At 70.7% G+C, this 21,109-nt stretch carries 24 protein-coding genes; 13 read left to right on the forward strand and 11 right to left on the reverse strand.

What is annotated here, in order from left to right:
• Positions 1–28: 28 nt before the first annotated feature.
• Entirely contained in the window at positions 29–1,195 is a 1,167-nt protein-coding gene (locus tag NO889_RS00775; protein ID WP_256410346.1) for a PAS domain-containing sensor histidine kinase, read from the reverse strand.
• Between the two features lie 80 nt (positions 1,196–1,275).
• On the opposite strand from NO889_RS00775, the gene NO889_RS00780 reads away from it, so the two are divergent.
• The 3 genes from NO889_RS00780 (at position 1,276) to NO889_RS00790 (ending at position 3,853) form a co-directional block, all read left to right on the forward strand.
• Positions 1,276–1,770: a DUF309 domain-containing protein gene (locus NO889_RS00780; RefSeq protein ID WP_256410347.1), complete on the forward strand. Its 495-nt coding sequence runs from the start codon at positions 1,276–1,278 to the stop codon at positions 1,768–1,770.
• Between the two features lie 75 nt (positions 1,771–1,845).
• A complete protein-coding gene (locus NO889_RS00785; protein WP_256410348.1) occupies positions 1,846–2,538 on the forward strand; it encodes a DUF192 domain-containing protein in 693 nt (230 codons plus the stop codon).
• Positions 2,539–3,049: 511 nt separating this feature from the next.
• Entirely contained in the window at positions 3,050–3,853 is an 804-nt protein-coding gene (locus NO889_RS00790) for a M14 family metallopeptidase (protein WP_256410349.1), read from the forward strand.
• Between the two features lie 44 nt (positions 3,854–3,897).
• Here NO889_RS00790 and NO889_RS00795 read toward each other — a convergent pair whose 3' ends face one another.
• A complete protein-coding gene (locus NO889_RS00795) occupies positions 3,898–4,281 on the reverse strand; it encodes a cupin domain-containing protein (RefSeq protein WP_256410350.1) in 384 nt (127 codons plus the stop codon).
• 64 nt (positions 4,282–4,345) lie between these two features.
• Here NO889_RS00795 and NO889_RS00800 point away from each other — a divergent pair, with 64 nt between their 5' ends.
• Both NO889_RS00800 and NO889_RS00805 read left to right on the forward strand, forming a co-directional pair.
• The gene (locus NO889_RS00800; protein ID WP_256410351.1) at positions 4,346–5,683 is read left to right on the forward strand and encodes an aminotransferase family protein; all 1,338 of its coding nucleotides are present in this window, start codon (positions 4,346–4,348) and stop codon (positions 5,681–5,683) included.
• 108 nt (positions 5,684–5,791) lie between these two features.
• Positions 5,792–6,970, forward strand: a complete 1,179-nt coding sequence (locus NO889_RS00805; RefSeq protein WP_256410352.1) for a CBS domain-containing protein — start codon at positions 5,792–5,794, stop codon at positions 6,968–6,970.
• A 39-nt stretch (positions 6,971–7,009) separates the two neighbouring features.
• Here NO889_RS00805 and NO889_RS00810 read toward each other — a convergent pair whose 3' ends face one another.
• The 3 genes from NO889_RS00810 to NO889_RS00820 form a co-directional block, all read right to left on the reverse strand.
• Positions 7,010–8,584, reverse strand: coding sequence for a 2-isopropylmalate synthase (locus NO889_RS00810; protein ID WP_256410629.1), 1,575 nt, complete (start codon positions 8,582–8,584; stop codon positions 7,010–7,012).
• A gap of 303 nt (positions 8,585–8,887) precedes the next feature.
• Positions 8,888–9,547 (reverse strand): CRISPR-associated protein Cas4, encoded by a 660-nt coding sequence (locus tag NO889_RS00815; RefSeq protein WP_256410353.1) that lies wholly within the window; start codon positions 9,545–9,547, stop codon positions 8,888–8,890.
• Between the two features lie 353 nt (positions 9,548–9,900).
• Positions 9,901–10,545: a hypothetical protein gene (locus tag NO889_RS00820; protein ID WP_256410354.1), complete on the reverse strand. Its 645-nt coding sequence runs from the start codon at positions 10,543–10,545 to the stop codon at positions 9,901–9,903.
• A 165-nt stretch (positions 10,546–10,710) separates the two neighbouring features.
• On the opposite strand from NO889_RS00820, the gene NO889_RS00825 reads away from it, so the two are divergent.
• From NO889_RS00825 to NO889_RS00840, 4 genes are all read left to right on the forward strand, one after another.
• Entirely contained in the window at positions 10,711–11,292 is a 582-nt protein-coding gene (locus tag NO889_RS00825; protein WP_256410355.1) for a biotin transporter BioY, read from the forward strand.
• 3 nt (positions 11,293–11,295) lie between these two features.
• Entirely contained in the window at positions 11,296–12,105 is an 810-nt protein-coding gene (locus tag NO889_RS00830) for an energy-coupling factor ABC transporter ATP-binding protein (RefSeq protein WP_256410356.1), read from the forward strand.
• The gene (locus NO889_RS00835) at positions 12,102–12,815 is read left to right on the forward strand and encodes an energy-coupling factor transporter transmembrane component T family protein (RefSeq protein WP_256410357.1); all 714 of its coding nucleotides are present in this window, start codon (positions 12,102–12,104) and stop codon (positions 12,813–12,815) included. Before NO889_RS00830 ends, NO889_RS00835 begins: the two co-directional genes overlap by 4 nt.
• 92 nt (positions 12,816–12,907) lie before the next feature.
• The gene (locus tag NO889_RS00840) at positions 12,908–15,073 is read left to right on the forward strand and encodes a (Fe-S)-binding protein (protein WP_256410358.1); all 2,166 of its coding nucleotides are present in this window, start codon (positions 12,908–12,910) and stop codon (positions 15,071–15,073) included.
• Positions 15,074–15,105: 32 nt separating this feature from the next.
• Here NO889_RS00840 and NO889_RS00845 read toward each other — a convergent pair whose 3' ends face one another.
• Complete coding sequence (locus tag NO889_RS00845) at positions 15,106–15,408, reverse strand: DUF7853 family protein (RefSeq protein ID WP_256410359.1); 303 nt, start codon at positions 15,406–15,408, stop codon at positions 15,106–15,108.
• An 81-nt stretch (positions 15,409–15,489) separates the two neighbouring features.
• On the opposite strand from NO889_RS00845, the gene NO889_RS00850 reads away from it, so the two are divergent.
• From NO889_RS00850 to NO889_RS00865, 4 genes are all read left to right on the forward strand, one after another.
• Positions 15,490–15,873: an ArsR/SmtB family transcription factor gene (locus NO889_RS00850; protein WP_256410360.1), complete on the forward strand. Its 384-nt coding sequence runs from the start codon at positions 15,490–15,492 to the stop codon at positions 15,871–15,873.
• Positions 15,870–16,148, forward strand: coding sequence for a DUF7521 family protein (locus NO889_RS00855; protein WP_256410361.1), 279 nt, complete (start codon positions 15,870–15,872; stop codon positions 16,146–16,148). The genes NO889_RS00850 and NO889_RS00855 overlap by 4 nt, the downstream gene beginning before the upstream one ends.
• A gap of 78 nt (positions 16,149–16,226) precedes the next feature.
• Positions 16,227–16,931: a helix-turn-helix domain-containing protein gene (locus NO889_RS00860; protein WP_256410362.1), complete on the forward strand. Its 705-nt coding sequence runs from the start codon at positions 16,227–16,229 to the stop codon at positions 16,929–16,931.
• Between the two features lie 79 nt (positions 16,932–17,010).
• A complete protein-coding gene (locus tag NO889_RS00865) occupies positions 17,011–17,559 on the forward strand; it encodes a DUF1684 domain-containing protein (protein ID WP_256410363.1) in 549 nt (182 codons plus the stop codon).
• 379 nt (positions 17,560–17,938) lie between these two features.
• On the opposite strand, the gene NO889_RS00870 is transcribed toward NO889_RS00865, so the two are convergent.
• From NO889_RS00870 to NO889_RS00890, 5 genes are all read right to left on the reverse strand, one after another.
• Positions 17,939–18,793: an HpcH/HpaI aldolase family protein gene (locus tag NO889_RS00870; protein WP_256410364.1), complete on the reverse strand. Its 855-nt coding sequence runs from the start codon at positions 18,791–18,793 to the stop codon at positions 17,939–17,941.
• Positions 18,794–18,938: 145 nt separating this feature from the next.
• Positions 18,939–19,205, reverse strand: coding sequence for an elongation factor 1-beta (locus NO889_RS00875; protein ID WP_066413425.1), 267 nt, complete (start codon positions 19,203–19,205; stop codon positions 18,939–18,941).
• A 1-nt stretch (position 19,206) separates the two neighbouring features.
• Positions 19,207–19,386, reverse strand: a complete 180-nt coding sequence (locus tag NO889_RS00880) for an HVO_2753 family zinc finger protein (RefSeq protein ID WP_122106307.1) — start codon at positions 19,384–19,386, stop codon at positions 19,207–19,209.
• Between the two features lie 121 nt (positions 19,387–19,507).
• Complete coding sequence (locus tag NO889_RS00885) at positions 19,508–20,743, reverse strand: tripartite tricarboxylate transporter permease (RefSeq protein ID WP_256410365.1); 1,236 nt, start codon at positions 20,741–20,743, stop codon at positions 19,508–19,510.
• Between the two features lie 80 nt (positions 20,744–20,823).
• Positions 20,824–21,018: a 30S ribosomal protein S17e gene (locus NO889_RS00890; RefSeq protein ID WP_066413442.1), complete on the reverse strand. Its 195-nt coding sequence runs from the start codon at positions 21,016–21,018 to the stop codon at positions 20,824–20,826.
• Positions 21,019–21,109: the final 91 nt, after the last annotated feature.

Here is a 21,109-nt window from a genome sequence, read left to right on the forward strand (position 1 = left end):
GCACTCGTGGACTCGACGCCGCAGCCCTTTATCCCGTCGGTTCCGCGCCGACCAGCCGCGCCTCGAACCCGCCCGCCCGCGACTCGCCGACCTCCAGCGTCCAACCGTGGGCGGCCGCGACGCGCTCGACGATCGCGAGCCCGATCCCGGTCCCACCGTCCTTCGAGACCCCGAACTCGGTCACCTCGTCGCAGGCGTCCTCGGGGAGACCCGGACCGTCGTCGGCGACGTACACGCCGCGGTCGTCGACGCCGATCCGGACCGTCGGAGCCTCCCCCGCGTGTTCGAAGGCGTTCGCGAGCAGGTTCCCGAGCGCCCGTCGGAGGAGGGTCGGATCCGCGAGCACCGGTCCCGCGTTTTCCACGACGAGGGTCGCGTCGGCCGGCGGATCGCCGAAGTTTCCGGATTCCCAGCAATCGCGCGCGAGGTCGTCCAGATCGACCGTGGTCTCGGCGACGTCTATCGCCGCCGGCTCGCGCGCCAACACCAGCGCGTCGTCGATCAGCGCCCCGATCCGGTCGAGCGCCTCCTCGGCGGAATCCAACCGCTCCACTTCGCCGGTCTCGCGGGCCAGGTCGACGTACCCCTTCGCGACCGAGAGCGGGTTCCGCAGGTCGTGTGAGAGGAACCCGGAGAGGCGCTCGAGCCGCTCGTTGAGCCGCTCGAGTTCGCGCTCGCGCTCGACGCGATCCGTGACGTCGCGGATGACCCCGACGACGCCGACGACCGGGGCGTCGGATGCGTTCGACGTATCGGCGTCGTCGGAGCGTTCCCCGATCGCGACCCGATCGAGGTCGTCGGGCGTCAGCGGCGTGAGCCGCGTCTCCGTGGTCACCGACGACCCGTCGCCGAGCGTCGTCGTCAGCTGGATCCGCTCCTCGCGGGAGTCGCCCGCGAGGACGCGCTCGACCGCCTCTCGGTACCGGTCGCCCTCGCGTTCGTCCCAGTAGCCCGCCTCGACGAGCCGCTCCGGGTGTTTCGCGAGGAGGAGGTCGTCGTCGAAGCCCGTCACCTCCCGGAGGCGGTCGTTGGCGAACACGCGAACCCGGTCGGCGTCGAGCACGTACGCCCCGTCGCGGGTGGCGTCGACGACCGCGGCCGCGTACCGGGCTCGCTCGTCGTTTCGGGCCCGGTCGTGGCCCCGAACTCGTTCGTCCGCCGAGACCCCCTCGTCCGGGGTCCCCTCGTCGTCCATGGACCGAACACGGAGGCGAACGGTAAGTGTACGGCGATGTCCGCGAAACGGTTAGGTCGCTGGCGACGCGACGGGGCGGCATGGACGACCACACTCGGGATCCGGGGGTCGCCCCGCCGATCTCGGGCGAGCCCGCCGGCTGGCGGCGCGACCGGACCGCGTCGAACGGGTGGGAACACGGGACGCTCCGGCGCGCGGTGGTCCACGGCGTCCGGCTGTACAACGACGGCGCGTACCACGAGTCACACGACTGCTTCGAGTGCGAGTGGTACAACTACGGGCGCGGCACCACGGAGAGCGCGTTCCTCCACGGGATGGTCCAGGTCGCCGCCGGCGCGTACAAGCGCGTCGACTTCGGGAGCGACGCGGGCATGCGGAGCCTCTTCGAGACCGCGCTCCAGTACCTCCGCGGCGTCCCGGCCGACTACTACGGGGTCGACGTCGACGACGTGCGCGCCACGCTCGCGGCCGCGCTCGAGGACCCGACCGCGATCGACGGCTGGCGGATCGAACTCGACGGTGATCGCCCGACTGCCGGCCCGGACAGCTACGGGTACGCCGAGAAGTTCGACTGAGCGGGGAGGGCCGGAACGGAACGTCCCGCCCCGACGACCGGTTTATCCCGTCGGAGCGCGGAAGGGGGTACAACGATGGAGCGTCCCGGATCCGACTCCCGATCCCGCCGTCGATACCTCCGCGTGATCGCCGGACTCGGGGGCGTCTCGCTCGCCGGGTGCCTGAATCGCGAGGAGTCTGGTGACCCGACCGACGTCGACGCGGGCGAGGTCGACGCCGAAAGCGACGGCGACACCGGAATCGAGGGGGAGAACGCGACCGGAAGCGAGGAGGAGGAGACTGGCGCGGGTGCGGACGACGTCGACGGCGACGACGAGAGCGACGCCGGCTCCGACGGCTCCGCGGACGCGGAGAGCGATCCGATCCACCCCGGATACGAGACCCGCGAGGTCGTCGTCGAGACCCCCGACGGCGACGCCCTCGGGTCGGTGACAGCGGCGGTCGCGGACACGGGCAAACTCCGACGCCTCGGACTGAGCGACACCGAGTCCCTCCCCGAGGACCGCGGCATGCTGTTCGTCCACGCGTCGGTCCAAGATCTGACGTACGTGATGCGCGAGATGGACTTCGGGATCGACATCGTGTTCGCCGACGCCGACGGCGTCATCACCGAGATCCACCACGCACCCGAGCCCGGACCCGGAGAGGACGGCGAAGATCAGGGATACGAGGGCCGCGGGAAGTATGTCCTCGAGGTCATTTACCGGTGGACCGAGGAGCGCGGCGTGAGCACGGGCGACGTGCTCGTCTTCGATCCGGTCGAGTGAGCGGGGTCGAACTGATCGGTCGGCTTCGGTGAGTTCTGGAAGAAAGACCCATCCCGATCCAGTTCGGTCAGTACAGACGAAGCAACGAGCGATCGCGGTGGCGCGCCTCCGAGTGCCCGACAGGGCACGAGGAGCCCGCGAGGGACGCTGCGAACGCAGTGAGCAGCGAGGTTGGGGAGGCGTGAGGTGCGGTGCGGTGCGGGGTGGGTGGGACTCAAAGGGGCAGTCGCGAGGACGAAGCCCGGCGAAGCAAGGACCGCAGGAACGAGCGGAGCGAGTGACGAGGACCACAGCGAGCCGCGCGAGTCCTCGCGACTGGGGCTTTGGGGATCGTCACCGCGACAGCAAGGGTCCCGTTCTACTCACCCCGATCCCCACCAAAACACCCGTACCACAAGCACGCGAGGTATACCGACCGTCTCACACGGGAACCGTCCAAAGAGAACGGATCCAACGAAACGGCCGAATCCCGATCCGAACGCGACTTACCCGCCGGCCGCGTGGGTCGAGTATGGACGTCTACGAGCTGGGCGAGGGCCCGGCGGAGGTCGCGGTCGTCGCGGCGATCCACGGCGACGAACCCTGCGGGGTTCACGCCGTCGAGCGGCTCGTCGCCGAGGAGCCCGACGTCGAGCGGACGGTGAAGCTGGTCGTCGCGAACGAGGAGGCGCTCGAGGCGGAGGTCCGCTACCTCGAGGCCGACCTCAACCGATCGTTTCCCGGCGACCCCGACGCCGGCGCCCACGAGGTGCGGCTCGCCCACCGGCTCCGCTCGGAGCTGGTCGGCTGTACCACCCTCGCGATCCACTCGACGCGGTCGTACGCGGAACCGTTCGCGGTCGTCGACTCGATGGACGAGGTCGCCCGCGCGGTCGCGCCGCACCTCCCGGTCGACGCCGTCATCCAGACCGACGCCTTCACCGAGGGCCGGCTGATCGAACACCCGCACACCATCGAGATCGAGGCCGGCCTCCAGGGGAGCGAGGCGGCCGCCGACAACGCCTACTGGGTCACCCGCGCGTTCCTCGCGGCGACCGGCGCGCTGCCCGCACCCGGCTCCGACGACGTGATCGACGCCGGCGGACGCGAGGACGTGCCCGTCTTCCGGCTCCGCGACCGGATCTCGAAGCCCGACGCGGAGGAGTACGAGGTGTTCGCGCGCAACTTCGAGCGCGTGGAGGCCGGCGACCGCTTCGCGACCGCCGACGGCGAGCCGCTCCGCGCCGAGGAGCCCTTCTATCCCGTGTTGCTGTCGGCGTACGGCTACCGCGACCAGTTCGGGTACGTCGCCGAGCGGGTCGGCGCGATCGAGTAGTTCGGCCGTTTTTTTGAAGACCGCTTGGCCGAGCGGCCCGTCGTCTACTCGACCAGTTCGATCGTGTCGTCGCCGTTCGGGACCGCACAGAGGAACGTGCCGGGCTCGTCGCCGTCGTTGCGGTACCAGTGCTCGACGCCCGCCGGGATCAGAAGGGAGTCGCCCGCCGCGACCGTGTACTCCTCCTCGCCGATCCCGACCACGTACTCGCCCGCGAGGACGTGCTGTTCGTGTTCGACCGCGTTGGTGTGTCGCGGGACCTCGCTGCCGGCGGCGAGCTCGAACCGCCGGATCGCGAAGTTCGGCGCGCCGTCCGACTCGTCGAGGAGGACGCCCTTCCGGAGCCCGTCGGCCGCGTCGACGGACTCGTAGGATATCTCGCTCGCGCGCTTGACGACCGGTTCCGGATCGCTGATCGCTTCGCTCATACCGCTCGTGTCGTCCCGACCCGGTATAAATGGATTTATTGTGATATAGGGGCCATGGAGTCGTATGCAAGAGAACGTACCGCATGCCGGTCGCGGCGAAGCCGGCGGGGAGGCGATTCCACACTGGCACGATCCGGGAAGCGAGGCGATGACCGTCGTCGAGGGCGAGGACGCGACGGTGTACGACGACGAGGGGAACGCGTACCTCGACTTCGTCTCGCAGCTCTACTGTACGAACGCGGGCCACAGCAACGAGGCGATAACGGACGCGATGACGGCTCAGCTGGAGCGGGTCCCCTACGTCTCCTCGGCGAAGGGCAACGACGTCCGGGACGCGCTGGCGGCGGATCTCGCGGAGATCGCTCCCGGCTCGCTCTCGGAAGTGTACTTCGCTATCTCTGGAAGCGAGGCGAACGAGTCGGCCGCGCAGATCGCGCGGACGGTCCAGGACGCCCCGAAGGTGCTGACGCGCTGGCAGTCCTACCACGGCGGAACCGCCGGCGCGGGCGCGCTCACCGGCGACCCGAGCACGCGCTCGACGGTCGGCCGATACGCCGCGACGACCGGCTCCGGGAAGTTCCTGCCGCCCCTGCCGACGGCGTTCGACGCCGACTCGCCGGAGGATCTGGCCGAACAGGCGGCCGACCACGTGGAGTTCGTGATCCGGAACGAGGGGGCGGACTCGGTCGCCGCGATCATGATGGAGCCGGTCGGCGGATCGAGCGGCGGCTACCCCGCGCCGCCGGGATACTTCGAGCGGCTCCGCGAGATCTGTAACGAGTACGACGTGCTGTTGATCGCCGACGAGGTGATCACCGGGTTCGGCCGCTGTGGCGACTGGTTCGGCATCGACACCGAGGACGTCGAGCCCGACATGCTCACGTTCGCGAAGGGCGTCACGAGCGCGTACGCCCCGCTGGCCGGCGTGATCGCCGACGAGTGGATCGGCGAGACCGTCCGCGAGGAGGGGTACGACCTGGGACAGACGTTCGCCGGACATCCCGTGGCCTGTGCCGCCGGCCGCGCCGCCATCGAGGAGTACGACTCTCACCTCATCGACGACGTTCGGGAGCTGACGCCGTTGCTCGAGTCCCGCCTCGAGGAGCTCGCAGAGACGCACGACGCGGTCGAGACCGTGCGCGGCCGCGGATTCCTCTGGAGCGTCGTCTTCGCCGATCCCGAGACCGGCGAACCGTTCGTCCACCCCTGGTCCGCCGACGAGGAAGAAGCGGAGAACCCGGTCGCCGCGGTCCGGGAGGCGGCCGCCGATAAGGGGGTCATCTACGGAAGCGGGCGGCCGGACGTACAGATCCTCATCGCGCCGCCGTTCTGCGTCACCCGATCCGAGCTCGAGCGAGGTCTCGACGCCCTCGACGAGGCGATCGAGGAGACCGTCGAGTAGCCACTCCTCGCCGCCTCCTCGCGCGGTCGCCCGTATCCGCTTCCCGCGACGAGAGCGACGATCCGCCGCCCATCAACAGTTAAACGGCCGCCCGATCAACACGGAGGTATGCGTGGACTCCGGATCGGGACCGTCGTCGGCATCCCGGTCAGGCTCAACTGGACGTTCCTGATCGTGTTACCGCTTTTCGCGTACCTCATCGGGTCGGAAGTGACGACGATAGCCGGGGTGATGAACGAGACGCTGAACGCGGGCATCGACACGGCGGCGGTCGGCGCGGGGACGACCCCGTGGCTTCTCGGACTCGCCGCCGTGGTCGGGCTGTTCGCGGGTGTGTTGCTCCACGAGTTCGGCCACTCGCTCGTCGCGATGCGGTACGGCTACGAGATCGAGTCGATCACGCTGTGGCTGCTCGGCGGGCTCGCGAACTTCGCGGAGTTCCCCGAGGACTGGAAACACGAGTTCTGGATCGCGGTCGCGGGGCCGATCGTCAGCCTCGGCGTCGGGGCGGTCTGTTACGGCGCGTTCGTCCTCGCGCCCGCCGGCGCGAACGCCCTGCTCTTCGTGTTCAGTTACCTGGCGGTGTTGAACGTCGTCCTCGCCGGGTTCAACATGCTCCCGGCGTTCCCGATGGACGGCGGGCGCGTCCTCCGGGCGCTGCTCGCGCGCAACCAGCCGCACGCGCAGGCGACCCAGCGGGCGGCCGGCGTCGGCAAGGTGTTCGCGTTCCTGATGGGCGTCTTCGGGCTGTTGACGTTCCAGCTGCTGCTCATCGTGCTCGCCTTCTTCATCTACATCGCGGCCTCCGGCGAGGCCCAGCAGACGACGCTGAAGGCGGTCTTCGAGGACGTCACCGTCGCGGACGTGATGACGCCCCGCGAGCGCCTCCACACGGTGACCGAGACCACCTCCGTCGCAGACCTGATGAGCCGAATGTTCGAGGAGCGGCACACCGGCTACCCGGTGATGGACGGCGACGACCTCGTCGGCATGGTCACGCTGGAGGACGCCCGCGAGGTGCGGGAAGTCGAGCGCGACGCCTACCACGTGGAGGACGTGATGGAGACGGACGTCGCGTCCGTCACCGCGGGCACGGACGCGATGAGCGCCCTTCAGGTGATGCAAGAACACGGCGTGGGGCGGCTTCCCGTCATCGACGCGGACGGCGAACTGGTCGGGCTCATCTCACGGTCCGATCTGATGACCGCGTTCAACATCATCCAGACCGGCGGCACGCCGAGCGTGATCACCGGTCGGCGCGCCGAGGAAGAGGGTCGGCTGCTCTGAGCGGTCGAGGTCCGCACCGACCCTCCAGCCGCCTCCGAGTCAGTCGTCGGCGGAGCCGACCGGCGTCGACGTCGACGCTCCGTCCGCGTTCCCTTCGTCCCCGTCATCGCCGAGTTCCGAGAGTCGGTCCAGCGCGTCGACCATCGCGACGACGCTGGCGCGCGTGATGTCGGCGTCCGACGCCGACACCGAGACGGAGCGGTCGCCGCGAGAGAGGTCGACCGCCACGGTGACGACGGCGTCCGTCCCGCCGGTGATCGCGTCCACGTGGTAGGAGTCGAGCTCGAAGGAGACGGCGTCGACGCCGCCGGTCTCGTCGGCGAGCGCCGCGCGAACCGCCTCGAGACCGGCGTCGACCGGGCCGGAACCGGTGCCCGAGGCGACCCGCTCCTCGTCGCCGACGCGGAGCCGCACGGAGGCGGTCGGGAGATTGCCGCCGGAGGTCGCGGACAGATCGATCAGCTCGACGTGGCGGTCGCGCTCGCGACCCTGAACGTCCTCCGTGATCGCCAGGAGATCCGCGTCGGTGACGCGTTTCCCGCGGTCGCCGAGCTCCTTGACTCGGGCGACGACCTCGCCGAGCTCGTCGTCGTCGACGTCGACGCCGTGGTCGGCGAGCGCGGCCGCGACGCCCGCGCGCCCGGCGTGTTTGCCCAACACGAGCCGGCGCTCGCGGCCGACCGTCTCGGGCGGGTACGGCTCGTACATCGTCCCGTCCTTCAGCGTCCCGTCGGTGTGGATCCCCGACTCGTGGGCGAACGCGTTCGCGCCACACACCGCCTTGTTGGGCGGGATCGCGACGCCCGTCACCTCCGAGACGCGCCGGCAGAGCCGGTAGAGCCGCTCGACCGCCACCGTCTCCACGTCGTAACAGCGGTCCAACGCGATCGCGACCTCCTCTATGGCCACGTTGCCGGCGCGCTCGCCGACGCCGAGGACGGTGCCGTGGACCGTGTCCGCCCCCGCCTTCAGCCCGGCGTGGACGTTCGCCAGCCCGAAGCCGAGGTCGTCGTGGGTGTGGAGGCTCGTCGGGCCCAGGTCGGCGAGCCGGGAGGCGACCTCGGCGGTTCGCTCCGGACCGGCCGCGCCGACGGTGTCACAGTAGCAGACGCGGTCCGCGCCCGCGTCGAGGCCGGCACCCATCAGACGTTCGAGGTAGTCGAGGTCGGCCCGCGAGCCGTCCTCGCCGAGCACCTCGACCCAGAGGTCGTGCTCTTTGGCGTACTCGACGAGCTCGACGGTGGTGTCGACGACCTCCTCGCGGCTCGAGCCCACCTTCGTCTCGACGTGTTTGTCCGAGGCGGGCACGACGAGGTTGACGCCGTCGACGTCGCAGTCGAGCGCGCGGTCGATGTCGGACCGGACGCCGCGGGCGAAGCTGGTGACCGTGGCGTCGAGCCCCTCGCGAGCGACGCGACGGATCCCCTCGCGTTCGCCCTCCGATGTACACGCCGAGCCGGCCTCGATCACGTGGACGCCCGCGGCGTCGAGCTCGCGGGCGACGTCGAGTTTGTCCGCGGGCGTGAGCGAGACGCCGGGCATCTGCTCGCCGTCGCGCAGCGTCGTGTCCAGCAGCTGTACCTCCTCGAGGTCGGTGAGTGGGTTCGGGTTCAAAAGGGTCTCCGTGGTCTGCGTCGGTGTCGTTCGGTCGGGTCCGCCGTCGGGAACGAGGCCCGGTGAGTCGGCGTCGGACGCGTCGGCTGACGCGCCGTCGAACGCGGCGTGATCGTTACTGTCGGCGAATTTCACGGCCAGCCGCCGCGAGGCGACTTGCTCTATCCTCCGAACGACCACGAGTGTCTCGTGTCATTCGTACCCGTGCGGACGGTCCTCAGGGTAATAAAACGGACGGTTCGCGTCCGAACTCGCCGACCGATCGTCAGTGAGAGCACCTCAACGGTGACGATCCCTCACCGCTCACCCCAGAAGCGACCGGAGCGTTCGGCGACGAGTCCCGCACTCCTCGCGGTACTCACACGTCGTACACCGGTCGTCGTCGACGCGAGCCGGCGGGCCGTCCATCGCGCGCACGGCCCGAAGCGCCCGTCGATACCCCGCCTTCCGTCGGGTCGTGAGCCGGACCTCCCGGACGACGCCGACGGCGGGGTACTCGATGAGCGCCCGCGGGACGGGTCGTTCCCGCTCCCACGCCAGCGCCTTGGCGGCCGCGACCGCCCGGACCGACTGCGGCTCCCAGACGCCCGACTCGGGCGGCTCGCCGGGCGAGCAGATGACGGGGATCGGCGGCCCGTCGTCGACACCCGCCAGCAGCTTGTGGACGACCCCGTGACACTCGCGTCCCGAGAGGAACGCCCGCGTCTCGGTCGGATCGACCAGCCGGTCGTACGGGTCGCGCTCGCGGAGCTGAGAGAGGTTTCGGCGGTAGGCAGCCGGCTCGCGACGTATCGGGAGCCGGCGGAGGACCGAGTCCGGGGCGTCGATCAGTTCCGGGTAGCGGTAGGCCAGATCGATCCGGTCGCGGACCTCCGCCGGGAGGCTCCGGTCCTCCTCGCGGCGGCGGTAGTAGAGCTGGCGGGGACAGTACGCCGCGGCCGCGAGGTCGCTGAAGGGGGTCACGGGGTGGATCGCCGCGATATCGTGTATAAGGAGTCGGCTGGACGCTGATCGGTCGCGGTGGCGCGCGCGAAACGAGCGGCGGAGCCGCGAGTCGCGTGCGAGGGAGTCGGGGCGGCGGTGGGAAAAGCCCAGCCCCCGAGGCGGGGGGTGCGGGTGGTTGGGGGGGGGTGCCGGCGCCAACGTGGGGGGGGCGCGGGGGGGCGGGTGCGGGGGTGTGGGCTCGGCGTTCGTAAACGCCGAGCCGACGAGGCTGGGGAGGCGTGAGGTGCGGGGCTGTGCACGGCTGAGGTTTCGAAAACGATCCTCCCTGCGCTGTCGAGTCACCGAATCGGACGCGACACGAGAGTCACGATCTACAGCGACACGTCGGTCTCGATGTCCTCGGTCGCCTCCCGGAGCCCGTCGTCGCGGGCGGTCGCGGCGTGGGCGTCCTCGATGTCGGCGTCGGTGAGGAGCGTGCGGAACTCGTCGCGGAAGCGGTCGTTCACGCGCGTGGACGCGAGGTCGGCGCGAGCGGCCGGGACGAACTCGCGAACCGTCTCGACGTCGGCGTCCAGCTCCGCCGCGACCGCCTCGACCGAGCGGTCGGCCGCGAGCAGGCGCTTCAACGCCGCGTACTCGAAGGGAGCGTCGCGGTCGGCGTCGGCGACGAGGTGGAGGTCGAACCGCGCGTCGCGGACGGTTCGAGCGTCGACCGCCGAACCGGAGCCGCCGAGGGCGTCGGCGATCGCCGCGTCGCCCTCGCCCTCGAAGAAGCCGGCGACGACGCGCTCGTAGTCGGCGTCGTCGAGGCCGGCGGCGTCGACCCCGCCGTCGATCCCCGCGTCGAACCCGTACCGCTCCCGCATCGTCGCGACGAGCGCCGCGACCCGGTCGGCCGCCGCGCCGTCGTCGCGGTCGACGAGGCTTCCGGGCGACTCCGCCTGCCGCTCGGTCACCGTCTCGGAGCCCGTGGCGTCGACGAAGAGGTCCCGGAGCTCCTCGGTCTTCTCGTCCATGCCCCCGAAGACAGGCGACGAGGCGGAAAAAACGTGTCGGCGGGGCCTCGCGGACCCTCGGCCCGAACGGGGAGGCCCGAACCGAGAGGCCCGCCCGGATGCGACGGGAACGCCCCATGGTCGTAAACCAGTACTCTCAAATGGGTTTACGAGAGACGGAGGTCCATGTCGACCCGAACCGAGTCGGTGGATCTCGTCGGCGACGAGGCGGCGACCAACCTCGCGCGCGCGGCGCTCTTCGCCGCGCTCGTCGGCGCGTTCGCGTACGTCACGTTTCCGAACCCGGTCTCGCCCGTCTCCGTCACGCTCCAGGTGCTCGGCGTCTTCCTCGCGGGGGTCTACCTCGGTCCGGCGTGGGGACCGGCCGCGCTCCTCTTATATCTGGCCGCGGGCGCGCTCGGCGCGCCGGTGTTCGAGGGCGGCTCCGCGGGCGTCGGCGCCCTCCTCGGCGAGTCCGCCGGCTACCTCTGGTCGTACCCGCTGGCCGCGGGCGTCGTGGGCGCGGTCGTCCACCGCGGGACCGCCCTCCGCGACCCCTCCGCGGCCGGGCTCGGGACGCTCGTCGCCGCGATGGTCCTCGGGACGGTCGTCATCTACGCGCTCGGGGTCGCCGGCCTCGCGCTCGTCCTCTCGCTCGGGCCGGTCGAGGCGGTGGCGGTCGGAGCCGTCGCGTTCCTCCCCGCCGAGGCGCTGAAGATCGCAGCCGCGGTCGGGATCGTCCGATCCGACGCGATCACGGCCGCCTGAACGGTGATCGCCCTCGAGAGCCTCACGTGTCGGTACGAGGGTCGCAACCGCGAGGAGGGCGACGAGAACGGGACCGACGAGAACGGAGTCGACGACGTCGGGACCGTCGCCGTCGACGACGTCACCCTCACGGTTCCCGACGGCGAGTTCCTCGTCGTCGCCGGGGCGAACGGCTCGGGCAAGACGACGCTCGTTCGCACGTTCAACGGGCTCGTTCGGCCGGATACGGGGACCGTCTCGGTGAACGGGACGCCCGTCGACGAGGACCTCGTCGCCGCCCGCGCCGCGATCGGGATGGTGTTTCAAGAGCCCCGCGACCAGCTGGTGTCCGCGACCGTCGGCGGCGACGTCGCCTTCGGCCCGGAGAACCTCGGGTGCTCCCGCGCCGAGATCGACCGGCGGGTTTCGGCCGCGCTCGACGCGGTGAACATGGTCGGCCGCGAGGACGACCGGATCGCGGCGCTGTCGGGTGGCGAGCGCGAACGCGTCGCGATCGCCGGCGCGCTCGCGATGGAGCCCGACCACCTCGTCTGTGACGAGCCGTTCGCCGGGCTCGACGATCCGGCGCGCGAGTCGGTCCTCGCCCGCCTGCGCGTCCTCCACCGCGAGGGGACCGGCGTCGTCGTCGTCACCCACGACCTCCGCGACGTGGTCGGTCTCGCCGACCGCGTCGTCGGTCTCGCCGACGGGCGGGTCGTCGTCGACGGATCGCCCGGCGCGACCCTCCCGGATCTCGCCGCGCTCGGCGTGCGGATTCCGGAGACCTGCGACACCGACGCCGGCGGCGAGGCGGGGAGGTCGACGGACCCGTGACGCTCGCGTACGTCCCTGGCGACTCGCTCGCCCACCGGCTCGATCCCCGGACGAAACTGCTCGTCCAGATAGGGTTCGCCGCGGCGGCCTACGCGCACGCGACTCCGCGGGGATTGGCGGCGCTCACGGCTCTCGCCGGCGGCTGTCTGTGGGCCGCCGACGGCGATATCGCCGACCTGTGGGCGTACCGGGTCGCGTTCCCCGTCCTCTTTTTGGCCCCCCTCGTCGCCGGCGCGACGCTCGGCTCGCCGTGGTTCCGGGCCGCCCGCGCCGCCGAGACGGCGCTCGCGAGCTACCGGGTCCTGCTCCTGCTCGTCGTCGCCGCGGCCTACGTGCGGTCGACCCCGGTTCGCGACTCGCGGGCGGCGCTCCAGCGGACCGTTCCGGGGCGGGCCGGAACGTTCCTCGGGGCCGGCGTCGCGCTCGTGTTCCGCTTCCTCCCGCTGCTCCGTCGCGACCTCCTGACCGCCCGCGAGGCGGTCCGCGCCCGTGGCGGGGACCGGCTTCCGGTCCGCGAGCGGATCCGGCTCGTCGCGGTCGCCGGGACGAACCGGGCGTTCGGCCGGGCCGATCGACTGGGAACCGCGCTGGCCGCGCGGTGTTTCGCGTGGAACCCGACGCTCCCGCGGCTGTCGTTCGAGCCTGCGGACTATCCCGCGCTGGCGCTCGGCGTCGGACTGCTCGCGGTCGCGGCGGCGGCCGTGATCTGACCGCGCGAGCGACCACGACCAGGCCCGGAGGGCGGGCCCGTCCCGGCTCCCGCGTGGCAAGCTTTAACCCGACCGTATGCCCGTGATAGATCATGACCGCGCTGCAGGCGGCCACCCGCGAGACGTTCTGGACCATCAGTCCGGTCGGGAAGGCCGCGTTCTACTGGCTCGCCGCGGTGGCGATCCTCGCGTTCGGCTACGGCGTCTACGCCCGATTCGCGGCGTACGCGCGCGGGTGCGAGGACCCGCGTGATAGACTCTCGAACCTCCCCGGCCGCGTCGTCACCGCGACGCGGACCGTCCTCTCGAACGAGAACCAGTTCGACGGGGACCTGTACGCCGGCGTGATGCACACGTTCGTGCTCTGGGGATTCCTCGTCCTGCTCGTCGCCACGACGATCCTCGGGATCGACATCGACGTCTACCGCCCGCTCGCCGGCGAGTCCTTCTGGGTCGGCGACTTCTACCTGGTCTACCAGTTCGCCGTCGACGCGTTCGGCCTGCTGTTCGTCGTCGGCGTCGGGATGGCGATGTACAGACGCTACCGGGAGCGAGAAGGACGGCTGTGGGGCAAACACACCTCGCTCGAGGACGACGCGTTCGTCTGGATGCTCCTCCTGCTCGGCGTCGGCGGCTTCGTCCTCCAGGCGATCGGTATCGTCGGCCAGCCGGCGCGCGCGGACGAGACGGTGAGCTTCGTCGGCATGGCGATGGCGGCCGGCTTCGAGGCGGCCGGGCTGACCACCGCCGGGGCGGAGGCGGTATACGGCGTCGTCTGGTGGAGCCACTCGCTTCTCGCGTTCGCGTTCATCGCGTGGATCCCGTACGCGAAGCCGTTCCACATGATCTCCTCGTTCGCGAACGTCGTCGTCCGCGACGAGAAGGCCGGGGCGCGGCTCCCGAACGTCCCCGCCGACCTCGATCACACGAACGCGGAGTCGCTCGAGGACTTCACCTGGAAGGAGCTGCTGGACGGCGACGCCTGTACCAAGTGCGGCCGATGTACCGACGCCTGCCCGGCGGACACGGTCGGACGGAACCTCGACCCGCGGGACGTCATCCTCGATCTCAAGGCGTACCGCGAGTCCGTGGTCGACGACCCGGTCGCGGGGAGACGCGACGACGCGGCGGTCGCGACCGACGGCGGGAGGGGCGGCACCGTCCCCATCGTCGCCGACGAAGGGGGCGTCATCGCGAGCGAGTCGATGGAGTCGTGTATGTCCTGTATGGCGTGTATGGACGCCTGTCCCGTCGACATCGAGCACCTCACCTCGTTCACGCGCATGAACCGCCAGCTGGTCGACGAGGGCGCGGTCGACTCCACCCTCCAGGACGTCTTCCAGGACGTGATGCAGAAGGGGAACACCTTCGGCGAGTCGCAGTCGAGCCGGGGCGACTGGGCGGACGAGCTCGAGTTCGAGGTCGACGACGCCCGCGAGACCGAGGTGGAGTACCTCTGGTACGTGGGCGACTACCCGAGCTTCGACGACCGAAACGAGAAGGTCGCCCGCGCGCTCGCCCGGCTGTTCGAGGAGGCCGACGTGTCGTTCGGGATCCTGTTCGACGACGAGCGGAACGACGGCAACGACGTCCGGCGGATCGGCGAGGAGTTCCTCTACCTCGAGCTCGCCGGCCACCACGTCGAGACGTTCGCCGACTGCGAGTTCGACTCGATCGTCTGTACGGACCCGCACTCGTACAACACGATGAAAAACGAGTACCCCGAGGTCGACTTCGCGGAGTTCGCCGACGACCCGATGATGCCGTTCGACCGCGAGGAGCCGTGGAACCCGGAGGGGGAGATCGACGTGCTCCACTGGACGCAGGTCGTCGAGGAGCTGGTGAACGACGGCCGGCTCGGTCTGTCCGGCGACGAGCTCGACTACACCGTCACCTACCACGACCCCTGCCACCTCGGGCGGTACAACGACGAGTACGAGGCCCCCCGCGAGCTGATCCGCGCGACCGGCGCGGAGCTGTACGAGATGCCGCGCTCCCGATCGGACTCCTTCTGTTGTGGCGGCGGCGGCGGCGGGCTCTGGACGGAGCACGACGAGGAGGTGAAACCGAGCGAGGAGCGGCTCCGCGAGGCGCTCGAGGACACCGACGCAGGCGACGCCGTCGAGAAGTTCGTCGTCGCCTGTCCGATGTGTACGACCATGTTCGAGGACGGCCGGAAGACGGGCGGCTTCGAGGACGACGTCGAGATCGTCGACGTCGCGGAGCTGTTGATCGAGGCGGTGGAGACGGGACGGTAACGCGAAAGCAGCGGAGTGAGGACCGGCCGGGTTCAGGCGCGACGCGGGGTCGAATCGACGGCGTCGTCGGTCCGGCGGAGCAGCGCTCGGCCGGGCGCGCGATCGCGGACGGGCGCGTCGCCGAGGTAGTCGACGAGAGCGTCCCGGAGCAGCGCCGTCCCGTCCGCGTCGAGTTCGTCCCCGCGTTCGATGCGGGCGATGGGCCGGCGGTACGGGGAGGCGTCCCCGCCGGCGTCGACGGCGCGCTCGCAGGCGTCGAGCAGCGCCGCGTGCGCGACCCACGCCTCCTCGCGGGAGAGCGTCAAGTCGATCGCGTCGGTCCTCCGGGAGGGCATTCACCTGGGTCCTCCAGAGGGAGGGTCTTAAAAGTATGCCCGAGTTCGATGGTTTAAGAGTCGTCGCACGAAAGCGCCGGTATGGCGCGGGATCCGTCGCACGAGGAGGACACACCCGACGCCGCGGAGGTGCTCGACGCGCTGGCCGACGAGTCGGCTCGGCGGATCGTCGCGGCGCTCTCGGAGCCGAAGACGGCGAGCGAACTCTCCGAGGAGTGTGACGTCCCGCTCTCGACGACGTACCGGAAACTGGAGAAGCTCACCGACGCGTCCCTGTTGAGCGAGTCGACCGACATCCGGCGCGACGGCCAGCACACCACGCGGTACAGCGTCGCGTTCGAGGAGGTGGTCGTCTCGATCGACGAGGAGGACGGACGCGACCTGGCCGTCGAGTTCGAGCGTCCGGAACCGACGCGCGACGAGCGGCTGGCCGACCTGTGGTCGGAGCTTCGTGAGGAAACATGACAACGCAAATCGATTTGACGATAATCGTGGCAAAGACTGCCATCCTCGTGTTGGGTGGCTCGATCACCTACTACGCGCTTCGGGCGTTCGAGCGCACCGGTGACCGCTCGCTGCGGGCGCTCGGGATCGGCTTCGGCGTGGTCACCGTCGGCGCGTTGGTCGGCGGCGTCTCCCACCAGATCATCGGCGCGGACCTGGCCGTGGGGATCGCGATCGACAGCCTGCTGACGGCCGCCGGGTTCGCGGTGATCGTCTACTCGCTGTACGTGGAGTGATCGGTCGGTCGCGGATCCCCGGTCGAGCCCGTCGACGAACGGTAGCCTTTTGCGGGGCTCACGCGTGGTACCGGACAGATGAGCGAGGCCGCACGCGAGGATCTCTCCCGCCGGATCGCCGGGGAAATCACGCTCAGCGACGATCCGGGAGCGACCCTCCGGAAGTGGCGGACCGACTTCGACGTCTCACAGACGGAGCTGGCCGACCAGCTCGGTGTGTCCTCCTCCGTGATCTCCGACTACGAGAGTGGCCGGCGCGAGAGCCCCGGAATCGGCGTCGTCCGCCGGACCGTGGAGGGGCTTCTCGACATCGACGAGAAGCGCGGCGGCGGCCGACTCCGCCAGTACGCCCGCGTCCTCTCCGCGGGGTTCGAAAGCGACATCGTCCACGACCTCCGGGAGTACGCGACCGCCGTCCCGCTGGAGGACTTCTACGAGGCGATGGGCGCGACGGAGGTCGTCCGCGGCGACCGCGACCACGTCAACGGCCACACCGTGATCGACTCCATCCAGGCCATCACCCGCCTGTCGAGCGAGGAGTTCTATCGGCTGTACGGCCAGTCGACCAACCGCGCGCTGGTGTTCACGCGGGTCACCCGCGGGGAGTCGCCGCTCGTCGCGATGCGCGTCGTCAGCCCGACACCGAACGCGGTCGTGCTCCACGGGATCGACGCCGACGACCTGTGGGAGCACGCCGGTGACCTCGCTCGCGTCGACGGCTTCTCGCTCGCGACCTCAACGCGCGATTTGGAGGCGTGCCTGGCGGACCTCCGGGAGCTGTGAGCGGCGTCGGGTCGACGCCGGAGGCGCCCTCGAAGCCGCGACCGGGGATCTGAAACCGTTGGCCCGTCTCGGTTCGCCCATGAGCGACCGAGGATACGCCGACCGGCTCACCGCCAACCGCGAGGAGAAGGACGAGTTCTTCGCCGAACACCCGCAGTCGCCGATCCCGCCGGAACACCGGGAGGGGTTCGACGGCCTCGAGTACTTCCCGCCCGATCCGGACTACCGCGTCGAGGCGACCGTAACCGTCCACGACGAGCCCGACCCCGTCGAGATGGAGACGACCGCGAGCAACCCGGTCCGCTACCTCCGTGTCGTGACGTTCGCCTTCGAGATCGACGGCGAGGAGCACGATCTCGCGGGGTATCGACAGGAGGACGAGGAAGGCGAGATATTCGTTCCGTTCCGCGACAAGACCACCGGCCAGCAGACGTACTACCAGGGGCGGTACATGGAGCTGGATCCGGCCGAGGAACTCGAGGACGGCGACGCCGTCATGATAGACTTCAACCTCGCGTACAACCCCTTCTGTGCGTACAGCGAGACGTTCGCGTGCCCCCTCCCGCCCGAGGAGAACTGGCTGGAGATCGTGATCCCCGCCGGCGAGAAGGCACCGCAACTCGACTGAGCCGATCGCCCCGATCGCCCCGATGGACGCCCCGGCGCGCCGGCGAGCGCCCGATAGGGCGCGAGTCGACCGCGAGGGAGGCGGCGGACCGGTGCGACATCGCCCGCACCGGTCCGTCCGCCGAGGCTGGGGAGGCGTGAGGCGCGGTCGCAGTGCGGTCGCGGGCGGTCGCAGTGCGGTCGCGGGCGGTCGCAGTGCGGTCGCGGCGCGGTCGCGATATCAGTACACCCGACGGTTCACGGTCGGCTCGCGGCTCGAACGCGACGGATCGGTCCCGCCGGTCTCGAGGCCGCGACGCGAACCGACACGGGTCGACACGAGCCGAGCCGACCGACCGGACACGAGCCGAGTCGATCCCGTCCGGAGGACCCGACTCGATTCAGACGCGCTCCTCGAACCGCTCGATCGCCCGGTCGGCCCCCACGGAGAGGAAGCCGATGTCGGTCCCGGCGATCAGGTAGTCGTAGCCCGCCTCCACCCATCGGTCGATCTGGGCGTCGCTCGTCGCCAGCGTCCCGACCGGCACCCCCTCGTCGTTCGCGGCGGCGAGGGTCTCCTCGATCGCGTCCGCGAACGCGGGATCGTCGTACTCGCCGAACCGCCCCAGCGATGCCGAGAGGTCGGCCGGGCCGACGAACAGCGCGTCGATTCCGGGAACCGCCGCGATCTCGCCGGCCGACTCGACCGCCCGCGGAGTCTCGATCTGGGCGATCACCGCGATGTCGTCGGCCCCGCTCCGGAGGTAGCCGTCGAGCCGCCGACCGAAGTCGGACGCCCGGCTGCCGGCGACGCCGCGCCGGCCGCGGTAGCCGTCGCTGTCGACGCGGTCCGCCGGGTCGGTCGAATCCGTCGCGTCGGCCGACCCCCCCGCGTCGCCCTCGGCTCCGTCCCCGACCTGCGGCGGATATCGGCACAGCTCGACGAGCTCGCGCGCCGCCGCCGGCGAGTTGATCTGCGGGGCCATGATCGCCGACGGTCCAGCGTCGAGGACGCGCTTGATCCGGGCCGGCTCCGCGTCGGCGACGCGCACCAGCGCCTCCGCGTCGCCGGGAGCCGCCTCGATCGCCCGGAGCATGTTCTCGACGGACTCGGTCGTGGCCGACGAGTGCTCGGTGTCGACGGTCACGAAGTCGAAATCGGCCGTCGCCAGGGCCTCCGCGACGCCCGGCGAGGGCAGCGCACACCAGCCGCCGACCGGACGGTCACCCTCCGCGAGCTTGCGTTTCAGGTCCATGCGCCACGTTCGCGGACGGGACACAAAAACGCCGGTGCGGCGGCCATCGTCGGGGGGTTCGGGGACGCCACGGCTCACCGACACGGCGCGCGCTCGCGGGGGGAGCGCGAAAACGTGAACCAGGAAAAACGCGGGTCGGTCCGGCCTACAGCCGGCCGACGTTCTCGACGGCGACGGACTCGACGTCCTCGACCGCCGCGAACGCCTCCTCGACGGCCTCGGTGCCGCCCGCGTCGTCGGGGACGATCACGGTCGGGAGCAGCGCGACGAGTCCGAAGGCGACGTCGTCGCGTTCGAAGCCCCGGATGCGCGCGCCCTGTGGGAGGGCGGCCTCGAGATCGTCTTGAAGCTCGTCGAGGTCGACCTCCGGGCTGTTCGGCATGACCTTGATCTTGGCGGCGACGTCCCCCATCTCAGGGCCCCCGGAACCCACAGTCGTGACACTCGTAGAGGTTGCTCTGCTTCCGGCACTTCGCACACCGGTGGATCGTCGCGCCACAGTCCGGGCAGGCGAACCGCGCGGCGTTCATCCCGGACACCTGGATGCCACAGGAGACACACTGCTTCGTGCCCCGGCTTTCGGTATCGCTCATACCAGTTCTCACCGGCGCGCGACGTTTAACCGTTGTTCTTTGCCCTCGATTCCGGGTTCGATCGCGCGAACGACCGCACGCTCGACCGATCCCGATGGCCCGGTCGACCGACCTCGACCGCTCACCCCAGCATCAGCGGCCCGATCAGCACGCCCATCAGGTGGACGCGCCGCGCGCCGAGCCGCGGCGGAACGAGGCCGAGGACCGCGGCGACGAGGAAGACGCCGACGCCGAACGAGCCCGCGAACGCGTAGGAGACGCAGCCGAGCAGACAGAGGACGCCGACCGAGAGCCGAGTGTAGTCGGCGTTCCCGACCACCCGCAGGTACGCGTCGCCGACGAGGAGGAGGAGCGTGAACCCGCAGGCCGCCGCGGTGGCGCAGGCGACGAGGAGGATCGGAAGCGCGAGCGGCACTTCGGCGCGGTCGACGGCGACCGTGACCCCGGTCCGCGGCGTGCCGAGCGCGGCGAGCGCGAACAGCGCGAAGACGGTGTTCGCCGTGTTGGCCCCGCTCGTGGCGACGATGAACCCGCGGTCGGCCTCGCTTTTCGGGACCGCGGGCAGCGCCGCGACGCTCGCGATCGCCGCCGAGATACCGGGAACGTAGCCGACGACCGCGCCGGCGAGCGAGCCCGCGGTCGCGCTGACGCCGAGGTCGCGTCTCCCCATCGTGATTCGTGCGTCCGACTGCGGGGGGACGCCGTCGCCGCCGAGCGCGTCGACGAGGACCGGCGCGCCGAACAGCCCGGCGAAGAGGGGCGCGAGCACCCCGCCGGCGTCCAGCGGTGCGGACGGGTCGACGTCGAGGGTGGCGACGCCGAGCGCCGCGCTCGCGAGGAAGGCGACGAGCCCGACGACCGCGGCCCGCCTCGACGACTCGGTGACGACGAGGAAGGCGACGACCGCCCCGAGCAACAGCGGGAGGTGCGCTCGGACGATCGGGTAGCCCCGCGCCATGACCCAGGTGACCGGGACCGCGAAGGGTACCGCCAGCGCGACCGCGAGCCCGGACCCGACCGCAGAGAGACGGAGCGCCTCGCGGCCGCGACCCGCGATCACGAGCCGGTGTCCGGGGAGCGCGGCGACCGCGGTCGCGGCGTCGGGCACCCCGAGCGCGAGCGCGGGGACGATGTCGAGAAACGAGTGGACGACCCCCGCGCCGAGCATGGCGATGCCGACGAGCAGCGGGTCGGCGGGGATCGAGGGGGCGAGCCCCGCGAGCAGCAGCGCGAAGTTGTTCGCGTGGAGTCCGGGAACGAGTCCGCTCACGGTTCCGAGCGCAGCGCCACAGAACAGGAAGGCGAGTGCGGCTCCGGCGAAGGTCGGATCCAGCACCGGCCGGACGAGCGCGTCCATCCCGGCGAGGTGGCCGCGGCTTCGGGCATAAAGGTGCGCCGGCGTGTCGGGCTATCGGAGCGGACGACGAGATCCGAGAATCAGGCCGAAGCGGCCGCCTGCGACTTCTTCTGGGTGATGTAGCCGGCGATGCGGTTGCGGACGCCCTTGGACTCGACGGTCGTCAGCGCGGAGACGCTCTCCTTGTTCGTCTCGAAGTCGGTGTTGAACGACTCCGGATACTGCTCTAAGAGGACGTTCGCGAGCTGTTTGATGTACTTGGGCTTGATGGCCATACCGAGCGATACCGGCGGACCGAACTAAAAGGGTTCGTTCCCGCGCGAGCGGCCCTACGGGGGAACGACGCCCCCGTAGCACCGCGACGGC

The sequence above is a fragment of the Halorubrum rubrum genome, assembly GCF_024494685.1.
GTDB classification, from domain to species: domain Archaea; phylum Halobacteriota; class Halobacteria; order Halobacteriales; family Haloferacaceae; genus Halorubrum; species Halorubrum rubrum.

Bases quoted from the DNA above. Each gene is read 5' to 3' on its own strand.
- NO889_RS00775 (WP_256410346.1), bottom strand. From the start codon at position 1,195: ATGGACGACGAGGGGACCCCGGACGAGGGGGTCTCGGCGGACGAACGA.
- NO889_RS00780 (WP_256410347.1), top strand. From the start codon at position 1,276: ATGGACGACCACACTCGGGATCCGGGGGTCGCCCCGCCGATCTCGGGC.
- NO889_RS00785 (WP_256410348.1), top strand. From the start codon at position 1,846: ATGGAGCGTCCCGGATCCGACTCCCGATCCCGCCGTCGATACCTCCGC.
- NO889_RS00790 (WP_256410349.1), top strand. From the start codon at position 3,050: ATGGACGTCTACGAGCTGGGCGAGGGCCCGGCGGAGGTCGCGGTCGTC.
- NO889_RS00795 (WP_256410350.1), bottom strand. From the start codon at position 4,281: ATGAGCGAAGCGATCAGCGATCCGGAACCGGTCGTCAAGCGCGCGAGC.
- NO889_RS00800 (WP_256410351.1), top strand. From the start codon at position 4,346: ATGCAAGAGAACGTACCGCATGCCGGTCGCGGCGAAGCCGGCGGGGAG.
- NO889_RS00805 (WP_256410352.1), top strand. From the start codon at position 5,792: ATGCGTGGACTCCGGATCGGGACCGTCGTCGGCATCCCGGTCAGGCTC.
- NO889_RS00820 (WP_256410354.1), bottom strand. From the start codon at position 10,545: ATGGACGAGAAGACCGAGGAGCTCCGGGACCTCTTCGTCGACGCCACG.
- NO889_RS00825 (WP_256410355.1), top strand. From the start codon at position 10,711: ATGTCGACCCGAACCGAGTCGGTGGATCTCGTCGGCGACGAGGCGGCG.
- NO889_RS00840 (WP_256410358.1), top strand. From the start codon at position 12,908: ATGACCGCGCTGCAGGCGGCCACCCGCGAGACGTTCTGGACCATCAGT.
- NO889_RS00845 (WP_256410359.1), bottom strand. From the start codon at position 15,408: ATGCCCTCCCGGAGGACCGACGCGATCGACTTGACGCTCTCCCGCGAG.
- NO889_RS00850 (WP_256410360.1), top strand. From the start codon at position 15,490: ATGGCGCGGGATCCGTCGCACGAGGAGGACACACCCGACGCCGCGGAG.
- NO889_RS00855 (WP_256410361.1), top strand. From the start codon at position 15,870: ATGACAACGCAAATCGATTTGACGATAATCGTGGCAAAGACTGCCATC.
- NO889_RS00860 (WP_256410362.1), top strand. From the start codon at position 16,227: ATGAGCGAGGCCGCACGCGAGGATCTCTCCCGCCGGATCGCCGGGGAA.
- NO889_RS00865 (WP_256410363.1), top strand. From the start codon at position 17,011: ATGAGCGACCGAGGATACGCCGACCGGCTCACCGCCAACCGCGAGGAG.
- NO889_RS00870 (WP_256410364.1), bottom strand. From the start codon at position 18,793: ATGGACCTGAAACGCAAGCTCGCGGAGGGTGACCGTCCGGTCGGCGGC.
- NO889_RS00875 (WP_066413425.1), bottom strand. From the start codon at position 19,205: ATGGGGGACGTCGCCGCCAAGATCAAGGTCATGCCGAACAGCCCGGAG.
- NO889_RS00880 (WP_122106307.1), bottom strand. From the start codon at position 19,386: ATGAGCGATACCGAAAGCCGGGGCACGAAGCAGTGTGTCTCCTGTGGC.
- NO889_RS00885 (WP_256410365.1), bottom strand. From the start codon at position 20,743: ATGGACGCGCTCGTCCGGCCGGTGCTGGATCCGACCTTCGCCGGAGCC.
- NO889_RS00890 (WP_066413442.1), bottom strand. From the start codon at position 21,018: ATGGCCATCAAGCCCAAGTACATCAAACAGCTCGCGAACGTCCTCTTA.